This window comes from Bradyrhizobium sp. SRL28, from assembly GCF_018596315.1.
In the GTDB taxonomy this organism is placed as follows: domain Bacteria; phylum Pseudomonadota; class Alphaproteobacteria; order Rhizobiales; family Xanthobacteraceae; genus Bradyrhizobium.
On sequence record NZ_JAHEAG010000028.1, the window covers coordinates 23,879 to 42,199 of the forward strand.

The 18,321-nt window shown below is 63.5% G+C and carries 12 protein-coding genes and 1 pseudogene; 6 read left to right on the forward strand and 7 right to left on the reverse strand.

Annotation, left to right across the window (positions count from 1 at the left end; translation table 11 throughout):
- Nucleotides 1-16 precede the first annotated feature (16 nt).
- Together KIP88_RS33895 and KIP88_RS33900 are read right to left on the reverse strand one after the other, a co-directional pair.
- Nucleotides 17-1,234: a PHB depolymerase family esterase gene (locus KIP88_RS33895; protein ID WP_214492491.1), complete on the reverse strand. Its 1,218-nt coding sequence runs from the start codon at nucleotides 1,232-1,234 to the stop codon at nucleotides 17-19.
- 138 nt (nucleotides 1,235-1,372) lie between these two features.
- A pseudogene (locus tag KIP88_RS33900) lies at nucleotides 1,373-2,778 on the reverse strand (MFS transporter).
- A gap of 283 nt (nucleotides 2,779-3,061) precedes the next feature.
- Between KIP88_RS33900 and KIP88_RS33905 the strand changes: the two are divergent.
- Both KIP88_RS33905 and KIP88_RS33910 read left to right on the forward strand, forming a co-directional pair.
- A complete protein-coding gene (locus KIP88_RS33905) occupies nucleotides 3,062-4,303 on the forward strand; it encodes an LLM class flavin-dependent oxidoreductase (protein ID WP_214492492.1) in 1,242 nt (413 codons plus the stop codon).
- A 376-nt stretch (nucleotides 4,304-4,679) separates the two neighbouring features.
- Nucleotides 4,680-6,056: a cytochrome P450 gene (locus tag KIP88_RS33910; RefSeq protein ID WP_214492493.1), complete on the forward strand. Its 1,377-nt coding sequence runs from the start codon at nucleotides 4,680-4,682 to the stop codon at nucleotides 6,054-6,056.
- Nucleotides 6,057-6,185: 129 nt separating this feature from the next.
- Here KIP88_RS33910 and KIP88_RS33915 read toward each other — a convergent pair whose 3' ends face one another.
- Nucleotides 6,186-6,680 (reverse strand): cupin domain-containing protein, encoded by a 495-nt coding sequence (locus KIP88_RS33915; RefSeq protein ID WP_214492494.1) that lies wholly within the window; start codon nucleotides 6,678-6,680, stop codon nucleotides 6,186-6,188.
- Between the two features lie 105 nt (nucleotides 6,681-6,785).
- Nucleotides 6,786-7,628, reverse strand: a complete 843-nt coding sequence (locus KIP88_RS33920) for an SDR family NAD(P)-dependent oxidoreductase (protein WP_214492495.1) — start codon at nucleotides 7,626-7,628, stop codon at nucleotides 6,786-6,788.
- 191 nt (nucleotides 7,629-7,819) lie between these two features.
- On the opposite strand from KIP88_RS33920, the gene KIP88_RS33925 reads away from it, so the two are divergent.
- From KIP88_RS33925 to KIP88_RS33935, 3 genes are all read left to right on the forward strand, one after another.
- On the forward strand, nucleotides 7,820-8,782 hold the full coding sequence (locus KIP88_RS33925) for a sensor histidine kinase (RefSeq protein ID WP_214492496.1): 963 nt from the start codon (nucleotides 7,820-7,822) through the stop codon (nucleotides 8,780-8,782).
- A 203-nt stretch (nucleotides 8,783-8,985) separates the two neighbouring features.
- Nucleotides 8,986-10,761 carry a bifunctional diguanylate cyclase/phosphodiesterase gene (locus KIP88_RS33930; protein WP_214492497.1) on the forward strand — a complete coding sequence of 592 codons (1,776 nt, stop codon included), beginning with the start codon at nucleotides 8,986-8,988 and terminating at the stop codon, nucleotides 10,759-10,761.
- A gap of 180 nt (nucleotides 10,762-10,941) precedes the next feature.
- Complete coding sequence (locus tag KIP88_RS33935) at nucleotides 10,942-14,049, forward strand: EAL domain-containing protein (protein WP_374226543.1); 3,108 nt, start codon at nucleotides 10,942-10,944, stop codon at nucleotides 14,047-14,049.
- Here the strand turns inward: KIP88_RS33935 and KIP88_RS33940 are convergent.
- Nucleotides 13,965-15,899, reverse strand: coding sequence for a cyclic nucleotide-binding and patatin-like phospholipase domain-containing protein (locus tag KIP88_RS33940; RefSeq protein WP_214492498.1), 1,935 nt, complete (start codon nucleotides 15,897-15,899; stop codon nucleotides 13,965-13,967). The genes KIP88_RS33935 and KIP88_RS33940 overlap by 85 nt on opposite strands.
- 150 nt (nucleotides 15,900-16,049) lie before the next feature.
- Nucleotides 16,050-17,129: an LLM class flavin-dependent oxidoreductase gene (locus KIP88_RS33945; RefSeq protein WP_214492499.1), complete on the reverse strand. Its 1,080-nt coding sequence runs from the start codon at nucleotides 17,127-17,129 to the stop codon at nucleotides 16,050-16,052.
- A 140-nt stretch (nucleotides 17,130-17,269) separates the two neighbouring features.
- Between KIP88_RS33945 and KIP88_RS33950 the strand changes: the two genes are divergently transcribed.
- Nucleotides 17,270-17,677 (forward strand): YccF domain-containing protein, encoded by a 408-nt coding sequence (locus KIP88_RS33950; RefSeq protein WP_214492548.1) that lies wholly within the window; start codon nucleotides 17,270-17,272, stop codon nucleotides 17,675-17,677.
- Between the two features lie 18 nt (nucleotides 17,678-17,695).
- Here KIP88_RS33950 and KIP88_RS33955 read toward each other — a convergent pair whose 3' ends face one another.
- On the reverse strand, nucleotides 17,696-18,172 hold the full coding sequence (locus KIP88_RS33955) for a universal stress protein (RefSeq protein ID WP_214492500.1): 477 nt from the start codon (nucleotides 18,170-18,172) through the stop codon (nucleotides 17,696-17,698).
- Nucleotides 18,173-18,321 lie beyond the last annotated feature (149 nt).

Genomic DNA, 18,321 nt, shown 5'->3' on the forward strand with positions numbered 1-18,321 from the left:
CTGAAGGCCGGCGCGGTTATTTCATCAGTCCCGCAGCCGTCAGGGCGCGGGTGATGACCGCGCCGACATCGATGCCGCGGCGCTTCGGTTCACGCGGCACCGGCTTGGTTTGGCGAACCGGCTTGTTGGCCCGAGACCAGAGCGTAGCGGCGACATCGGACGACTGCAGGGAAGCCGTGGCGGCAGAAGGAGCGATTGGCGCCGCGCGCTTCGCGCTATTGGCTGCGGCTTCATTCGGCTGGCTGACGCGCTCGGTCAGGCCGAAGAAGTTCGCGATGTGATAGGACGAGGAAATTCCCGCCTCGATCAGGAATGCGCCTTCCGCGCCATAGGGCTCGTCATTGCCGGCTAAGCCCAGCGGCGTGCCATGGGCCATGTCTGATATGGTGTAGGACTCGACGACGGTCTCGCCGTCGGCGCTCCACCAGACCTCGCGCGGATGGCCGTCGACATCTCCCGTCGACATCGGCGCTGACGGCAGGCCGTGAACGTCGAGCCATTGCTTTACGATTTCGTCGGCGTTGCCGGGGTTCACCGTGCGGTCGGCGCTGCCGTGCCACACCGACACTTTCGGCCACGGGCCCTTGTGCTTGGAGGCCTTGCGGACGAGATCGCCCAACTTGCCGGCGGGGCGCGACGTCGACTGCATCATGCCGCCGAGCGCTTCCCGGACATTGCTGGCGATGCCATAGGGGAGACCGGCGATGACGGCGCCGCCCGCGAACACTTCCGGGTAGGTCGAAAGCATCACCGACGTCATCGCGCCGCCGGCGGAAAGGCCGGTCACATAGATGCGGTGGGAATCGATTTTGTGATCGGTGACCATCCGCGCGACCATCTGCCGGATCGAAGCGGCTTCGCCGCGGCCGCGCGCGATGTCGCCCGGATTGAACCAGTTGAAACAGGTGTTGGCGTTGTTGGAGCCCTGCTGCTCGGGCATCAGCAATACAAAGCCGTAGCGCTTGGCGAGCGTCGACCAGCCGGTGCCGAAGTCGTAAGCGGCCGCGGTCTGGCCGCAGCCGTGCAGGACGACGACGAGCGCGGGCGCGCGCGGCAATTGCTCCGGCACATAGGCGAACATCTTGAGCGCGCCGGGATTGGTGCCAAATTCTGAGATTTCAACGAGCGGGCTCTGCCCCGCCGGCGAAGCGGTTCGGCCATAGATTCCCAAGCCATTGAACCCGTTCAGCTTCGGGAAATGGCGGAAGAATTCGACGTTCTTCGCGAGCGACAAGGTGGCTCCTGGGGCGATTGTGTTTGGGCGATTGTTCTTAACAACGGTACTTGGAACAGATAGTTGCTGCACTGCGAAATAAAAAGGCCGTGCACTGTCATTCCCCACAATCAAATTTTGGCAGATGACGTTAATTTGTCATCCCGTGACCCGACGCATCCATGTCAAGAATGCGGCGCAGGCGAGAATCGATAACGCAAACAGCGCGCACGCGGCAAGCAGCGCCAACCGACTCGACTGATTCGATTCGATCGCGAAGAACACCGCGCCGATCGCCGCGACGCCCGCGGCGTTCGCAATCTGCGCCGTCGTGCCGTAGATGCCGGAGGCTGCGCCGGCGCTCGCGGGCTTCACGGTCGAGAGCACGGCGCTCGACAATGGCGCCATGACCAGCCCCTGGCCATAGCCGAAGATCGTCAGCACCAGGGCAAGAATCATCGCGGACGGCGTATCGATCCATTCGACCGCTATCACCAGCGCCGCAAGGCCGGCAATCTGCACGGCGCAGCCCTCGATCAACACCAGCGTCCCGCGATGTTTGGCGCGCGCTCCACTATGGCGCGAAGCGATCACGAAGGTCAGCGCCAGCGGCAGAAAGACGAGCCCGGCCTGCAGCGGCGGAATCTGCAGCCCCTTCTGCATGTACATCGTCATGACGAGATAGAACGACAGATTGGCAAAGAAGAAAAAGAACACGGCGGCAAGGCCGCGCATGAACGCTTTGTCCGTCAGCAGCGAAAGATCGATCAACGGCTACCGCCGCGGCGGGCAATCGCGCGTTCGAGCCGCAGGAGGGCGGCGACGATGCCGACGCCTGCGGCCATCACCAGCCACGTCAGGGGCGACCAGTGCAGGTCGTGGCCGAACAGCAGCGGGCCGATCAGGCACAGCAGGCCGAGAAACAGCACGATCGCACCCGGAATATCCAGCCGCGTGCCGGCCCGGCGCTGAAAGCTCGGCATGATTTTCCAGGCCGCAGCAATGATGGCAACTCCGAAGGGCACATTGACGAAGAACACCGCACGCCAGCCAATCCCCGCCAGATCAAGCGTGACCAGAATGCCGCCGAGCAGGAAGCCTGCCGCACCGGCAAGGCCGAGCACGATGCCGTAGATGCCGAAGGCGCGCGCCCGCGAGGCATCCGCAAACAGCAAATGAAGGGTTGCAAGCACCTGCGGCACCATCAGCGCCGCCGTCGCACCCTGCGCCAGCCGCGCGGCGATCAGTTCAGGGCCGGATTGCGCCAGTCCGCACCACAGCGAGGTGACGGTGAAGCCCGCCACGCCCGCGATGAACACGTTTCGCGCGCCATAGATATCGCCGAGCCGGCCGCCGGTGACGACCAGCGTGGCATAAGCGATCAGGTAGATCGCGATGACAGCCTCGATCTGCGCCGCGCTCGCGTGCAGCTCAGTCGCGATGGTCGGGATCGCAACGTTGACGATGAAAGCGTCGACCCCGAACATGAATTGCGCCGCGACGACGGTCGCAAGCACCCACCAGCGGCGCGATGTATCGACGGGGGCTGAGACGATCTGATGCATGAGAAAGGGCCTTGTCCGCGACTCTTTGCCCGGGATGATCTCAAGCTTCGATCATGTCTGCGATTACCCCGGAGGTAAGCGGTCCTTCGCTGCGCCGCTCCGGCCGGATGGCGACCACGACATCGATTCCGCCCCGGCGGGGAATTCCGGGCAACGGTAAGTCGACGAACTTCGCGCGACCACCATGCGCTGGCCGCGGGGTACGAGGATTGCCTTGCCTCTGCCCACCCCGTAACTTGGTCCTGAGCATACAGAAGAACAATGAATCCGGAGAGAAAACCCCATGGCGCGTCTCAAGTTCGGAGCCTTTCTCGCCCCGCATCATCCGATCGGCGAAAATCCGCTGCTGCAGTTCCGCCGCGATCTCGATTTCGTCGAACAGATCGACACGCTCGGCTTCGACGAATTCTGGTGCGGCGAGCACCATTCCTCGGGCTGGGAAATGATCGCCTCGCCGGAAATGTTTTTGGCGGCCGCCGGCGAGCGCACCAAGCGCATCAAGCTCGGCACCGGCGTGATTTCGCTACCCTATCATCACCCCTACAACGTCGCGCAGCGCATGGTGCAGCTCGACTGGATGACCGGCGGCCGCGCGATCTTCGGCTCCGGCCCGGGCGCGCTGGCCTCCGATGCGCACACGCTCGGCATCGACCCGATGACGCAGCGCGACCGCCAGGACGAGGCGATCGCGATCATCCGCCGCCTGTTCAAAGGCGAGCGCGTCACCGCCAAGAGCGACTGGTTCACGATGAACGATGCCGCGCTGCAATTGCTGCCGTTGCAGGAAGACATGCCGTTCGTGGTCGCCTCGCAGATCTCGCCCTCAGGCATGACGCTCGCCGGCAAATACGGCATCGGAATCATCTCGCTCGGCTCGATGTCGACGCAGGGCCTGATGGCGCTGCCTACGCAATGGGGCTTTGCCGAAGACGCCGCCAAGAAGGCCGGCACCACCGTGAGCCGTTCCGACTGGCGTGTGCTCCTGAGCTGGCACATCGCCGAGACGCGCGAACAGGCGCAGCGCGAGGCCGGCCCGGGCCTGATGCGCTGGCACAATGAATATAATGTCCGCACGCTGCAGCGGCCGGGCCTGGAGCCGTTCACCTCGCCCGAAGACGCGCTCGAGAAGACCGCCGGCGGCGAGAATGCCGCCTCCACCATCGGCACGCCGGATGACCTGGTCAAAACCATCAAGAACCTGATGCAGGTCTCGGGCGGCGTCGGCACCATCATCGGCTTCGTGCACGACTGGGCCAACCCGGAAAATACCCGCCGAAGCTGGGACATGGTCGCGCGCTACGTGATTCCGGAAATCAACGGCTACGTTAAAGGACTCCGCGAGTCGCAAAAATTCCTGATCGAGAACCGCGCGGTGTTCGAGCGGGCGGGTCAGGCCGTGATGGCGAAAATCATGGAGAACGAAAAGGCCGCCGCCGCGCTGGCCCATACCGGCCCCGGCCGGGTCGCGATCCCGACCATCAACGCGCCCGATCTGCAGAAGGAAGCGGCGAAGCGCAAGGCGTGACCGCGCCTCTCACGTGAGGGTCGAAGCCTGTCACCCGTCATTGCGAGCGTCAGCGAAGCAATCCATTAACCCGCACTGGCGCCGAGTCGCTTGGGCTCCCTTGCGCAAACGCTTCGCGGTTGCGCAAGGGAATGACGGGGCTTGCAGGCTTGCCCGGTTATTGCGCCAATACGCCATACTTCGCGTAATATTTCCTGTATGGCCTCCTGCGCTGCGAATTCGATCGCGGCATTGTGAGCCATCGCACTTGTGGCGACGAAACAAAGGGGTATTTACCTAGGTGCATCACCGCCGCGCGCCAATATTCAGGCCGCGACAAAGCCGCCAAGAGGGTGGATAATATTTGCGATTCCGAGGCTCAACCGGAGCAACTGCCATGTCGATGCAGAGTGTGGCTTCCCCCGTCAATATCCCGGTGCCCCCGAATCCCAAGGCGTTACGGCACATTCCTGGTCACGAAGGTTGGCCGTTCATCGGCAACACGCTGGCGGTGCTGGCCGACCCCAAAGGACAGATTGAGAAGTCGGCCGCCAAATACGGTCTGATCTACCGCACCCATCTGTTCGGCGAGACCAGCGTGACGATGCTCGGGCCCGAGGCCAACGAGCTCGTGCTGTTCGACCAGGCGCGCCTGTTCTCCTCGACCCATGGCTGGGGACCGATCCTGGGCCTGTTGTTTCCGCGCGGGCTGATGCTGCTGGATTTTGAAGAGCACCGCCTGCACCGCCGCGCGCTGTCGGTCGCGTTCAAGTCAGGGCCGATGAGGTCCTATCTCGTCGATCTCGACCGCGGCATTGCCGCGCGGGTCAAGCAGTGGAAGGCGCGGCCGGGCGAGATGCTGGTGTATCCGGCGATGAAGCAGCTCACGCTCGATCTGGCTGCGAAGTCGTTCCTCGGCGCCGACATCGGACCTGAGGTCGACGAGATCACCCGCGCCTTCATCGACATGGTGGCCGCGGCCGTGGCGCCGATCCGGCGGCCGCTGCCATTCACGCAGATGGGCCGCGGCGTTGCAGGCCGCAAGCGGATCGTTGCCTACTTCTCCGAACAGATTCCGCTGCGCCGCGCGAAAGGCGGCGGCGACGATCTGTTCTCGCAATTGTGCCAGGCGACGCACGAGGACGGCGCGCTGCTGTCGACCCAAGACATCATCGACCACATGAGTTTTCTGATGATGGCGGCGCATGACACGCTGACATCGTCGCTGACCTCCTTTGTCGGCGAGCTTGCCGCCCACCCCGAATGGCAGCAACAGTTGCGCGAGGAAGTCAAAGGCCTCGGCATCGAGGCCAACGATCCTTCCAGCATCGACAATTTCGAAAAGATGCCGCTGTCGGAAATGGCGTTCAAGGAAGCGCTGCGACTGAAGCCGCCGGTGCCATCGATGCCGCGCCGCGCGGTTCGCAACTTTTCGTTCAGGGGGTACGACGTTCCCGCCGGCACGCTGGTCGGCGTCAACCCGCTGTTCACGCACCATATGCCGGAGTTCTGGCCCGAACCGGATAAGTTCGATCCAATGCGTTTCTCTGACGAAGCGCAGCGCAACCGCCACCGTTTTGCGTGGGTGCCGTATGGCGGCGGCGCGCATATGTGCCTCGGCCTGCACTTCGCCTACATGCAGGCGAAATGTTTTGCGCGGCATTTCCTGCAGAATCTCGAAGTCTCGCTGGATCCCGGCTACAAACCGGACTGGCAGATGTGGCCGATCCCGAAACCGCGGGATGGCTTGCGGGTGGTGTTGAAGCCGTTGTGAGATCCGTAGGGTGGGCAAAGCGCAGCGTGCCCACCATCTCTTAACACCACCGATGTGCATGGTGGGCACCCGGAGCCTGTCATCGGGCGCGCATTCGCGCGACCCGGTGGCTTTGCCCACCCTACGATCCTACTTCACGAGCGTCGTGAGTTGCGCACCCTCGTCGGCCACGAACACCGCGATCAATTCGGCGGGCTCGGTCATGCTGGCATTGGCCGAGACCAGATGCACGGCGCCCGGAGGCTCGAAGAAGGATTGCCCGACCCCAAACGTCTCGACCGGGCCGCCCGCCAACTGCGAGCGGATTTCGCCCTTGGTGACATAGGCGGTGACCGAACCGGAATGCCTGTGCGCGGGCGTGAACCCGCCGGGGCCGTAGAACACGCGCACGGTGGTCACGCGCTTGCCCGGCACGTTCGGTAACGCGTGCGATGAGATCGGCTCGACGACGTCCTGTGCAGACGAAACGCTGTTGGCGCAAAGCGGCTCGATGATCGCCGAGACAGCATCCATGGTCGACGGCAGCGCCTTGCCGATGACAAAGGCGCAGGCGAGGCCGGCGATGACGGCGAGGTAGAACGGACGGCCTTCTGATGTCGGTGACAGTCGGAATGTTGCAGACATTTGCGTCTCCCTTTCAGTATATCGCCGTCATTGCGAGCGAAGCGAAGCAATCCATAGTGCCGGACACCGCGTAGTGGATTGCTTCGCTTCGCTCGCAATGACGGGTTATCCCGCGCCCTGATCGAACGCCTTCTTCAGCGTGACATAGCCCTGCTGCTGCTGGCTCCAGTTGCGGCCGCCGGTCATGGCGCCGTCGACCACCAGGTCGTGGCCGTTGATGAAGGAGGATTCGTCGCTCGCCAGAAACACCGCGGCATGCGCGATATCCTCAGACAGGCCGGCGCGCGGTATAGGCTGGACCGATTTGTAGATCTCGCGCATGACAGAAGTGGTCTTTTCGGCGGCCTCCACCGGCAGGCCCAGCGCCTTGCCGATAATGCCCGTCGCGATCGCGCCGGGCGAGATCGAGTTCACGCGGACGTTGGCCTCGCCGAGTTCCATTGCCACGCATTTGGTGAGATGGATGACGGCGGCCTTCGCCGCGCTATAGACCATCGACGACGAAAAGCCGGCCAGGCGGCCGGCGATGCTGCCATTGTTGATGATGCTGCCGGCACCCTGCTTCCGCATATGGGGGGCCGCATGTTTCATGCCGAGCATCACGCTGCGCACCAGCGTCGCCATCGCGGCGTCGAAACGCTCGACCTCGAGCCCTTCGATGCCGCCGGTTTGCGCCGGGCCGCCGGCATTGTTGAACAGGCAATCGATGCGGCCGAATTTCTCCACCGAAAGCGCGATCAGCGCCTTCATCTGCTCTTCCACCGTGACATCGGTCTGGCGAAAGATGCAGTTGGCGCCGAGCTTCCTGGCCAGCGCCTCACCCTCCGGTGCGCGGCGCCCGGCGATCACGATTTTTGCGCCTTCGGCGACGAATATCTCGGCGGTGTGCAGTCCGATGCCGCTGGTCGCACCGGTGATCACCGCAACCTTGCCATCCAACCGTCCCATGTCGTCGCCCCCCTGTCGCCGCCGGTTACGCCAATATTCCCGCCTCTTGCCGACAAGGCAAGCGAGCTTTGTTCCACTGTGATCACCCGCACTGAGCCGGCTTTTGCAGCCGTCGGCGGCCCCGAAATCCCCTATTTTCGGTATGCTCGGCCATATTTTGGATTCGCTGATCACGTGAAGTGACAACTCCGATGAAGAAATTGATCGACGAATTCAGGCGCGGCTGGCAGGGAATTTCCCAGCCCTCGCTGCTTTTCAGCACGGCCTTCGCGGCTGGCTGCCTGGTCCTGTCGACGATCGCCCGGTGGGGCATAGCCCAGCTCCGTCCCGACGTATTCTTCACACCCTATTTCCCGGCCGTGTTCCTGGCCGCCGCCGTCGGCGGCGCCCGGATCGGAATCGCGACGGCAATCGCGGGAGGCGTGCTCGGCCTCACCGTCAATTTCGATAGCAGCGTTGCCGATTCCGCGCGGCTTGCGCTGCTCGTGATGTTCTGGGCGGTTTGCGGCTTCGCCATCTGGGGCGTCGAGCATTACCGAACGATCGTCGCGCAACAGCGGGAAGATTCGAAACGCCTGATCAGGGAAGAGGAATACCGCAAGCTCCTGGTCGAGGAATTGCAGCACCGGCTCAAGAACAAGACGTCGACGATCCACGCCGTGCTGCATCAGGTGCTGCAGAACCAGCCGCAGATCTGGGGTAGCATCGATAGCCGCCTCCGCGCGCTGTCGGCGACCGACGATTTGATCGCGCGGCTGGACGGCCGCGGCTGCGACATCAAGGATATGCTGCATTCCGAACTCGGTCCGTACGGTCACGTCCGATTCAATCTAAACGGCGATCCACTGTTCCTGCCGGCCAAGCTGGCGGTCAGCCTGGCGCTGATCTTTCATGAGCTGGCCACCAATGCGGGCAAGTACGGCGCGTTTTCTTCGGCCCGCGGGCTGTTGCAGGTGTCGTGGACGGTGTCGGAGAGCCGCCTCAACGTCACCTGGGATGAAACGGAAGGTCCCGCGGTCGAAAACGTCGGCCCGGCCGGCTTCGGCACCAAGCTGTTGCAATCGGCGCTTCGCGCGTTCGACGGCAAGACCGAGATCCGCTTCCTCAAGACCGGCGTGCATTGCACGATGCAATGCCGGCTTCCCGCGAATTAGCCCGTTTTCCAGCGAAGCGGGGATCGCCGGCGAAGCGCGCTAACCGACATTCGCTTCGCATGCGATCCTCTGCTTCGGCGTTGACACTCTGTTAATGACGATCGAGTCCAACGCCGTTGGAAATCGCTGACTTCTACGGTTGTTACGGTTTTTCGCAGTTCCGCTTAACCAATGCTACAAGGGACTTTGCCAAGCTCCTTGGCATGCATAGTCCCAACAAGCACGACTTTCAGACGGCGGCGACGCAAGCCAGTGATGAAAGCATATTTGAATCCGAACTGAACTTCCTGCGGGATGTCGTCAGGTTGCTTCCGGCCGGTGTGACGGTTCAGGATGAGCACGGCGAGTTCGTGCTGATGAACGATGCCGCGACCGCCCTGCTGGAGGCGGGCGCCGCGGCGCCGTCGGCCTCGCACCTGAGCGACCGCCGCGACACCTGCCTCGAATTGCTGCGCACCGGCCGCCCCGCCGTGCTGGAAGAAGCCATTGCCGGCGGTCCGGCCAAAAAGGTGTTTCTCACCTCGCATCGGCCCATCCAGGTCGCCGGGCGCAATTTGTTGATCTCGAGCTCGACCGACATCAGCGAACAGAAGGCGTTCGAGGATCACCTGTTCCGCTCCGCCTATTACGACGAGCTGACCGGCCTGCCGACGCGGCGCGTGATCGAGCATCGCGTCAACAGTCTGCTGAAGTACGACAACGGACAGGGCCGTTTCGCGCTGGCGTTTCTCGACATCGACAATTTCAAGCACATCAACGACTACTACGGACATCCGGTCGGCGACAAACTGCTGGTGGAGATGGCCAAGCGGCTGGGGCTGGACCTGCGCGACTCCGACATCCTGTCGCGGATCAGCGGCGACGAGTTCGTGCTGCTGCTCAACCCGATCCAGAACGACGCCGAGGTCGAAGAGTACATCGACTTCATCCTGCAGCGGCTGAAGGCGCCGTTCTTCATCGACCAGTCCGAGATATTCGCCTCGACCTCGATCGGCGTCAGCCTCTATCCCGAACACGGGCGCAGCTACGAGGTGCTGCGCCAGAACGCCGACATCGCGATGTACCGCGTCAAGAACGGCAGCAAAGGCGCCGCGGCGTTCTTCGATGCCAGCATGGAGCGCGAGGCGCTGGCGCGGATGAAGATCGAGCAATCGCTGCGGCTGGCTATCCTGGAAAAGCGCTTTTGCTGCGCCTTCCAGCCAAAGGTCGATATCCGGACCCAGGAGATCATCGGCGTCGAGGCGCTGGTGCGCCTGCGCGACGACGAGGGGGTGATTCAGGCCCCCAGCACCTTCATCAACCTTGCCACCGAACTGGGCCTGATCGACGAACTGACCCATCTGGTGCTGGCGGAGATCGTCAAGTCGATCGACCTGATCAACGAGACCTTCGGCCCCGACACCACGATCAGCATGAACGTAGCGGCCAAGCAGGCCGGCAATCCCGAATTCATGCGGCCGTTCGCCGAGGCGATCGAGGCCACCGGATTTCCAGCGCGCTTCATGATCGAGGTGACCGAGGACGCCTTCGTCACCAAGACGCATTTTCAGGACGAGATCCTGCCGATCTTCCGCAAGCTCGGCGTCAAGATCTCGATCGACGATTTCGGCATCGGCTATTCGTCGCTGTCGGCGTTGGCCGACATTACCGCCGACGAAATCAAGATCGACCGCTCCTTCATCACCGACATCCATAAGCGTCCCCGCAGCCAGGGCATCTTGCGGGCGATCGAGTCCCTGAGCGAAGCACTCGGCATGACCGTGATCGCCGAAGGGCTCGAAAGCTTCGAGGAACTGGCCTATCTGCAGGCCGCAACCAAGATCCGCTACGCCCAGGGCTTTTACTTCTCGAGGCCGACTTTCCTGGAAGACCTCAAGCTGGTAACGCCGCGCGCCAGCGAGGCGCGCGCCAGCCTGGCTAGCCGGCCGGCACAGGAAAACCGTCCCACCTATTCGCGCGCCGGCGGTTATCGCCGCTGAGGGGTGGGCCGCTTGCCGCGGACGGGCGCCTCGTCTCGCCGACAGAACAGCAGAAGCAGCAGAATACCGCTTCGGCGCGCGATCGCGCCGAAGGACACGCGATTAAGCCTTAGGTAACCGGATTTCCTAACGGCTTATGTCATCCGCCCATCGTATGCATGTTCCCGGGGAGAAGGGAGAATGCGCGGCCTGTTTCACCACCTGCACGGCATGAAGGCCCTAACCGCAGCCACGGGGCGGCACCTTGCCGCGACCATCCGGGGCCCGGTGTTGTGGCTGACCCTTTGCGGCGGTTTGCTGGTCGCGGCGATTTTCGTCGGCACCATCATGATGACCGGTGAGTTCCGCGAACGCGCGCTTCTCAACAGCGAACGCGAACTGGAGAACACCGTACTCCTGCTTGCCCGTCACTTCGACCAGCAGTTCGAAGACTCCGATACGCTCGCCGACGACGTGATCTCCCGGCTGCAAATTTCCGGCATCGCCTCGGAGAAGGAATTCCGGACACATGTCGGAAGCTCCGAAGCGCACGAGATCCTGAGATCCAAGGCGGGCGTCCTGTCCTATCTCGGCGACATCTCCATCTTCGACGCCAATGGCGACATGGTCAACTGGTCGCGGCCGCTGCCGACGCCGGGGCTCAACATTTCCGAGCGGGCCTACTTCAAGAGCTTCAAATTCGATTCGCGATCGCCATCCATTCTGACCGAGTCGGTTCGCAGCTATCTCACCGGCAATCTGAATTCCGTTATCGCCCATCGATTGCGAGGCGAAGACGGCGTCTTCCTCGGCGTGATGACGCGGCGCATCAACCCCGTCAACTACGAAAAATTCTTCGCTTCCGTAGCCCTCGGAACCGGCGCCGCCATCTCGATGTTTCATGCCGACGGCACCCTGCTGGCGCGCTATCCGCGGGTCGACGAACTGATCGGCCAGAATTTCGCGAAGGCGCCGCTGCTGCAGCGGGTCCGGGAGCGGGGAACCCAGCAGACGCTGCGCGTACAAAGCCCGATCGACCAGACGGACAGGCTGGGATCTGCAGCCCCGCTCGGGCATTACTCGGGCGTGGTGGTCGCGACCAACACGGTTACAGCCGCGCTCGCCGACTGGCGCGAACAAACCCGGTTCCTGGTCATCGCGGCAACACTGGCTGCGGCAGTAATCGCGCTGATTCTGCTCCTGATCATCAGGCAGATGACCCGGCAAAGCCGTGAAGCGCAGCAACGGCTGGAAGCGGAACGCAGCCGACTCGACACCGCGCTGAACAACATGATCCAGGGACTGGTGACGTTCGACGCCTCGGCGCGCCTCGTCACCTTCAACCGGCGCTATATCGAAATGCACGACCTGTCGACCGACATCGTGAAGCCAGGCTGCCGCTTCCGCGACCTGATGCAGCATCGCAAGGACAACGGATCGTTCGACGGCGACGTCGATGCGTTCTGCTCCCTTGTCATGCGAAACGTCGCGCGCGGTCAGGTCACCCACAGCGTCATGCAGTGCCAGGACGGACGCGCCTTCCTGGCCGTCAGCAGGCCGCTCGCGGACGGCGGCTGGGTCGCCACCATGGAAGACATCACCGAGCGGCTCAATCTCGAGCAGGAGCGCGACCGCAACTACGCCTTCCTGAGCCAGATCATCGATCACATCCCCTCGCAGATCACCGTGAAGGACGTGCACGACCGGCGCTATTTGCTGGTCAACCGCGTGGCGGAAGCCCAGTTCGGCATTTCGCGCGACCTGATCGTCGGCAAGACGGCCTTTGACCTTTTTCCAAAGGCCGCCGCCGAGCTCATCGCGGCCGACGAAGAGAAAACGCTGCAATCTCCCGACGGCCTGTTCAAGGACGAGCACGTCTGGGAAACCCAGGGGATGGGCCCGCGCTACATCACCTCCAAGCGACTAGGAATCCGCAATCCGGCGGGTCAGGCGCGCTACATCATCAACGTCGTCGACGACGTTACCGAGCGCCGGCTTGCCAACGAGAAGATCGCGCATCTGGCGCATTACGACGCGCTGACCGACCTTCCGAACCGCGTGCTGTTCCGCGACCAGATCGAGCGCGAGCTTCGCAAGGCCGTTCGCGGCCGGCAATTCGCGCTGCTCTATATCGACATCGATGAATTCAAGGGCATCAACGACTCGCTTGGGCACCATGTCGGCGATGAGCTTTTGAAGGCGGTCGCGACCAGCCTCAAGGATTGCACCAAGCCGGGCGATCTCATCGCCCGTCTCGGCGGCGACGAATTTGCGGTGATTCAGACCTCGGTCAGCGGCCGCGCCGACGTCGAGGAATTCGTGACCCGCATTTACGAGGCGATACGCCAGCCTTATCAGTGCCTCGGCCATCACCTTTCGACCGACGCCAGCATCGGCATCGCGCTCGCGCCGGAAGACGGCACCGAACTCGACCAGTTGATCAAGCACGCCGACCTCGCGATGTACGCCGCCAAGGCCGAGGGACGCCGCATCCATCGCTTCTTCGAGCCTGCCATGGATGCCCGCGCCAAGGCGCGGCTCACCATGGAGCAGGATCTGCGGCAGGCGCTGGCCGACGGCGCCTTCGAAATCCACTATCAGCCGTTGCTCGATCTCGCGAGCAACGAGGTGACGGGCTGCGAGGCGCTGCTGCGCTGGCGTCATCCCGAACGCGGCATGGTCTCGCCGGCGGAATTCATTCCGGTCGCCGAGGACACCGGCCTGATCAACGAACTCGGCGACTGGGTCATGCAGACCGCCTGCACCGAGGCGGCCGGCTGGCCGTCGCGGGTCAGGCTCGCCGTCAACGTTTCTCCGATCCAGTTGAAGTCGCCGACGCTGGCGCTGCGGATCACCGGCGCGCTCGCCTCCTCCGGCCTGCCGCCCGACCGGCTCGAGATCGAAATCACCGAGGCGGTGCTGATCCATGACGACGAAACCGCGCTGGCGATCCTGCATCAGCTCCGCGCCATCGGCGTACGCATCGCGCTCGACGATTTCGGCACCGGCTTCTCCTCGCTGAGCTACCTGAAGCGATTCCCGTTCGACAAGATCAAGATCGACCGCTGCTTCGTCAGCGACATCGAGGTCGACGGCTCGGCCGCGATCGTGCAGGCGGTGGTGAACATCGCCGCCGCCCGCAACATGACCACGACCGCCGAAGGCGTCGAGACCGAGCAGCAGCGCGAGATGCTGCGCCAGCTCGGCTGCACCCAGATGCAGGGCTATCTGTTCAGCGCGCCGAAGCCGGCGGCCGAGGCGAGGCGATTGCTGGGCGCGCGATTGGAAGCTGTGACCGCCGTCGCCTGACGCCGTTCCAGCGCGCCGGCGTCGAGCATGGCGGCGATGGCCAAACTGTCTCCTGCCTCCAGCGCCGCGATGGCCTCCTTGGCCCACAGGTAGGAAGCTTCAAAGATCTCCGTGTGGCGATCGAAATCCGTAACATCGATCCCGACCGGAAACGGCGGCCGCATCACCGTGTCGAACGGCCCGACCGGTAACGTATCGTAGCGCTGATGCGCGACGAGGCTTCGCCACAGCACGTTCACCGCGCTGGGTGCGGCGGGCAGCAGCTTCTTGCGGAACGGCGTCAGCATGGCGGCGATCAGCTCGAACCGTCCCGGCAGCGACGCATAGTCGACGTCGAACATCTCCGCCGCCGGCTCGCCGAAATGCACGACCAGGTTGGGACCGCTCTTGAGCTGGTGCATCGACGCCAGCGGCACGTTGTCGATGAGACATCCATCGACCAGCATCGCTCCCTCCGGCGTGTAGAACGGCGGCAGCAGCCCGGGGATCGCGCTCGACGCGCGCACCGCCTGCCAGAGCCGCCCCGTCCGGATCAGTTCGAGATTGTGGGTCGAAAGATTGGTCGCGACAGCGGCAAAAGGCCGCCAGCAATCCTCGATCCGGCAGTCGGGGCCGTACTGATGGGCAAGCGCGCGATCGAACGCCTTGTGATCCAGCAGCGCATAGCGCGGCCAGGTCGGTCGCCGAAAGCTCCTGCTCCTGACGAAGATCTCGTGCGTGCCGCGCTCGAGATGCTCGGCTTCGAGATTTTTGGCAAAGCCGGCCACCATGGCGGAGCCGACGCTGGTGCCGACAAAGATATCGAACATCACGCCGCGTTCGCGAAACGCCTTGTAGATTCCGACATGCGCGGTTCCAAAACTGCCGCCGCCGGCGGCCACGAAGCCTACCGCCCGGCCGCACAGGAAACGGATCAGGCTGTCGATATCGATCTGGTCTTCGAGGGCGACATGGTGATGCATGAAGGCCGGCAGCCGGGCCAGCCAGGCCGCGGTGCCAGAGACCTCGCCGCTTCGCCGGTCATGAACGCGGACGAGGCGCCGGGCCGAGACAGCATGAACCTCGCAGGCGAAGGCCTCGATATCAGTCAATGCTGCGGCAGCCGCATCCCCGCGGCACGCGAACACGACCATGTCGGCCTGACGGATGGCCTTGCGCGCCCATGGCGAGGCGTCGCGGCCGCCGAGATAAACCACCAGCGGTGCGGTGTGTTCGAGCCTGTTGAGCCATTCGGTGACTTCATGCGCATCGAGCGCGCGCCCGGGAAACATCGCTTGCAAGCGATCCGCGTCGATAATCTCGGCATGGATCGCGGCGAGCCCCTCGCGCATCCGGCGATCGAAAGCGGCCGGCAGCGGCTCCAATCCGCCGTCGATCAGCGCCACCGTTCGCGCCTTCGGCGAGGTGGGGAACGGCGCAATGCGCGCCGTCTCCTTGGCGAACCGCCGCGCCAGCGCCGCCAGCAGCGCCTCGACGATGGCGGGGGCTTCGTCGACGAGCTTCTGATAGGCCGGGCGCGTCAACGCCAGCACGCTGGTGTCGCGGATGGCGATCACATCGGCCGTGCGCGGGACATCGGCGAAAAAGCCGATCTCGCCCACCAGCTCGCCGGCCCGAAGCTCGGCGATCGGCTCGCTATAGCCGGTCTTGCGCACCGCGAGCGCGCCATGCAGCACCAGAAAAAGCGAATCCGAGGGCCCACCTTGCGCTACCAGCATCTGCCCGCGCACCAGATCCTGACGGACCATGGCATTGAGCGTCTTCAGCCGCTGCTCGGAACTGAGCGTTCGAAACAGCGCGAACTCCTCCAGGGCGGAGCTCCACGCAAGTACCGAGCTCGATCCACTCATTTGGCGGTACCCAGTTGAACGGCCCAACTTTAGCGCCGGGCACAAATCACCGCGAGTGATATAAAGGCTTGCAAGTTAGCGCACCGCAGCAGCAGTCCCGTGTCAGGCGGCCTTACGAATGCACTGCAGCATGACCGCCGCGCCTCTGCCTTACGCCGCCCACCGGCCGCGATTATTCTCGGCGAGAATGGGCCGGATCAGGCGACCAAAACGCTCGGCCTCCTCGTCGTGCAGATAGCCGGACAGGCAAAAGGAATGGCAGCCGGCATCGATGAATTGCTGCAGCGTGTCGGCGCACTGGACGGGATTGCCGACGACGGCAATGCCGGCGCCGGGACGGACCTTGGTGATGCCGGTCCACAGATGCGGCAGCAACAGATCGCCATGCTCGCGGGCAAGCTGCTGCACCCGCAGGTTCGCCTCCGACTTGTTGTAGAGCGTCTTGATTTCCTGCTTCTGCCGCTCGGTGGCGTGCCGCACCAGTTGATCGGCGGCCTCCCAGGCGTCCGCCTCGTTCTCGCGGCAGATCACCTGCAGCCGCATGCCGAAGCCGATGTCGCTTTCGCGGCCATGTGCGCGCGCCATCTCCCTGATCTCGGCAATGTTCGCGGCGACCTTTTCCGGCAGGTCGCCCCAGAACAGATGCACGTCGGAATGTTTGGCCGATAATTCCCAAGCCTGGCGCGAGCCGCCGCCGAGATAGAATTTTGGAAACGGCTGCTGGTGCGGACGGGGGCGGATGTGCGCGCCCGAAAGTTTATGAAATTTTCCTTCGAAGCTTACCGGTCCGCGCGTCGTCCACAGCGCTTTCAGGATCGAGACTTCCTCCTCCATCAGTTCGTAACGCTGTTCCTTGGGGTAGCGCACGCCCTCGCCTTCGACCTCTCTCTCGTTCTGCCCGGCAATCAGATTGATACAGATGCGCCCGCCCGACATCTGGTCGAAGGTCGAGATCATCTTCGCCAGCAGCACCGGATTGATGTAGCCCGGCCTTGCTGCAATCAGCGGCTTGATGGACGACGAACGCGCTGCCATGAACGCACCGGTGATCCATGCTTCCCAGCACACCGAGCCGACCGGAATCAGGAGATATTCGAAGCCGGCCGCTTCCGCCGCCTGCACCACGCGGTCGCACAGTTCGGGCGAGCCCGGAATCTGTGCATCCATCAGGCCGTAGGCCGTGGTGTCGCCATGCGTGGGCAGATACCAGCCGAATTCGAGCGGACGCATGAACGTTTCTCCCTGTCGACACTTGTTGCTCGGTCGTTAGGCAGATGAGTTTAACGGTTGCGAAGGCCGGGGCAATCGGGTTCCGATTGCAGGGCGGTTTTCGATTTCAATCGCGCCCACGCCAAGATAGAGTCTTGGCCATGTCACCAGTCTCGCTGCTTCTCAATATCATCTGGATCGTTCTCGGCGGCGCATGGATGGCGTTCGGCTGGCTGGTTGCCGCCATCGTCATGGCGATCACGATCATCGGGATCCCCTGGGCGCGGGCCGCATTCAATATCGCCGCCTACACCCTGTTCCCGTTCGGCTTCACGGCGATCTCCCGCGACGCCTATACCGGGCAGGAAGATATCGGCACCGGGCCGCTCGGGGTGATCGGCAACATCATCTGGCTGGTGCTGGCGGGATGGTGGCTGGCGCTCGGGCATCTCGTCACGGCCGTGCTGCTGGCCGTGACCATCATCGGCATTCCTTTTGCCTGGGCGCATCTGAAGCTTGCCGGAATCGCGCTGTGGCCGATCGGCAAGGTCATCGTTCCCACGACTTAAGTTCGGATCGGCCTCGACCTATCCCGAGGCCACCGTTTCCGCCGGTTTCAGCCGCTCGAACTCGGCGTCGCTGATCTCGGTCTGGGCCACCAGCACGCTGCAGCGCAGGCGCTTGACCAGATAGCTGCCGATCGAGCCGAACCAGCGCGCCAGCGCCCCCTGCGGGCGATGGCCGACGACGACGAGATGCGCACCGATTTCTTCGGCGACCTCGGCGATTTTCTGGCCGGCATCGCCGACCTCGAGCCGCGCGGTCGGGTTAAATCCCAACGCCTTCAGCCGCTCGGTGCCTTCGTTCAGGATGGCCTTGTAATCCTCGGTCTGCAGTTCGATCGGGATTGTGAGCCCAGCCTCGGGCGTCATGATCGAGGAAACCTCGACGACGGCGAGCAAAAAGACCTCGGAACGGCAGAGTTGTGCGAGCTTTGCGCCCTCCCGCAACGCGCGCCGCCCCTCGACCGAACCGTCATAGGCGAGAAGAACCTTCTTATACATAGGACGTCCCCATCCATGGCGAGAAGATCAGTGCGGCAAGACTAGCACCAATTGGCGGGAACGGATCGGAATTTTGCATGAGGAACGCGGTTCGCGTCGTGCCACCTTCGTCTCCCCACCCCCGAGAAGAGCCGTTGCCCCTGCCCGGC

Bases quoted from the DNA above. Each gene is read 5' to 3' on its own strand.
- KIP88_RS33905 (WP_214492492.1), top strand. From the start codon at position 3,062: ATGGCGCGTCTCAAGTTCGGAGCCTTTCTCGCCCCGCATCATCCGATC.
- KIP88_RS33910 (WP_214492493.1), top strand. From the start codon at position 4,680: ATGTCGATGCAGAGTGTGGCTTCCCCCGTCAATATCCCGGTGCCCCCG.
- KIP88_RS33915 (WP_214492494.1), bottom strand. From the start codon at position 6,680: ATGTCTGCAACATTCCGACTGTCACCGACATCAGAAGGCCGTCCGTTC.
- KIP88_RS33920 (WP_214492495.1), bottom strand. From the start codon at position 7,628: ATGGGACGGTTGGATGGCAAGGTTGCGGTGATCACCGGTGCGACCAGC.
- KIP88_RS33925 (WP_214492496.1), top strand. From the start codon at position 7,820: ATGAAGAAATTGATCGACGAATTCAGGCGCGGCTGGCAGGGAATTTCC.
- KIP88_RS33930 (WP_214492497.1), top strand. From the start codon at position 8,986: ATGCATAGTCCCAACAAGCACGACTTTCAGACGGCGGCGACGCAAGCC.
- KIP88_RS33935 (WP_374226543.1), top strand. From the start codon at position 10,942: ATGCGCGGCCTGTTTCACCACCTGCACGGCATGAAGGCCCTAACCGCA.
- KIP88_RS33940 (WP_214492498.1), bottom strand. From the start codon at position 15,899: ATGAGTGGATCGAGCTCGGTACTTGCGTGGAGCTCCGCCCTGGAGGAG.
- KIP88_RS33945 (WP_214492499.1), bottom strand. From the start codon at position 17,129: ATGCGTCCGCTCGAATTCGGCTGGTATCTGCCCACGCATGGCGACACC.
- KIP88_RS33950 (WP_214492548.1), top strand. From the start codon at position 17,270: ATGTCACCAGTCTCGCTGCTTCTCAATATCATCTGGATCGTTCTCGGC.
- KIP88_RS33955 (WP_214492500.1), bottom strand. From the start codon at position 18,172: ATGTATAAGAAGGTTCTTCTCGCCTATGACGGTTCGGTCGAGGGGCGG.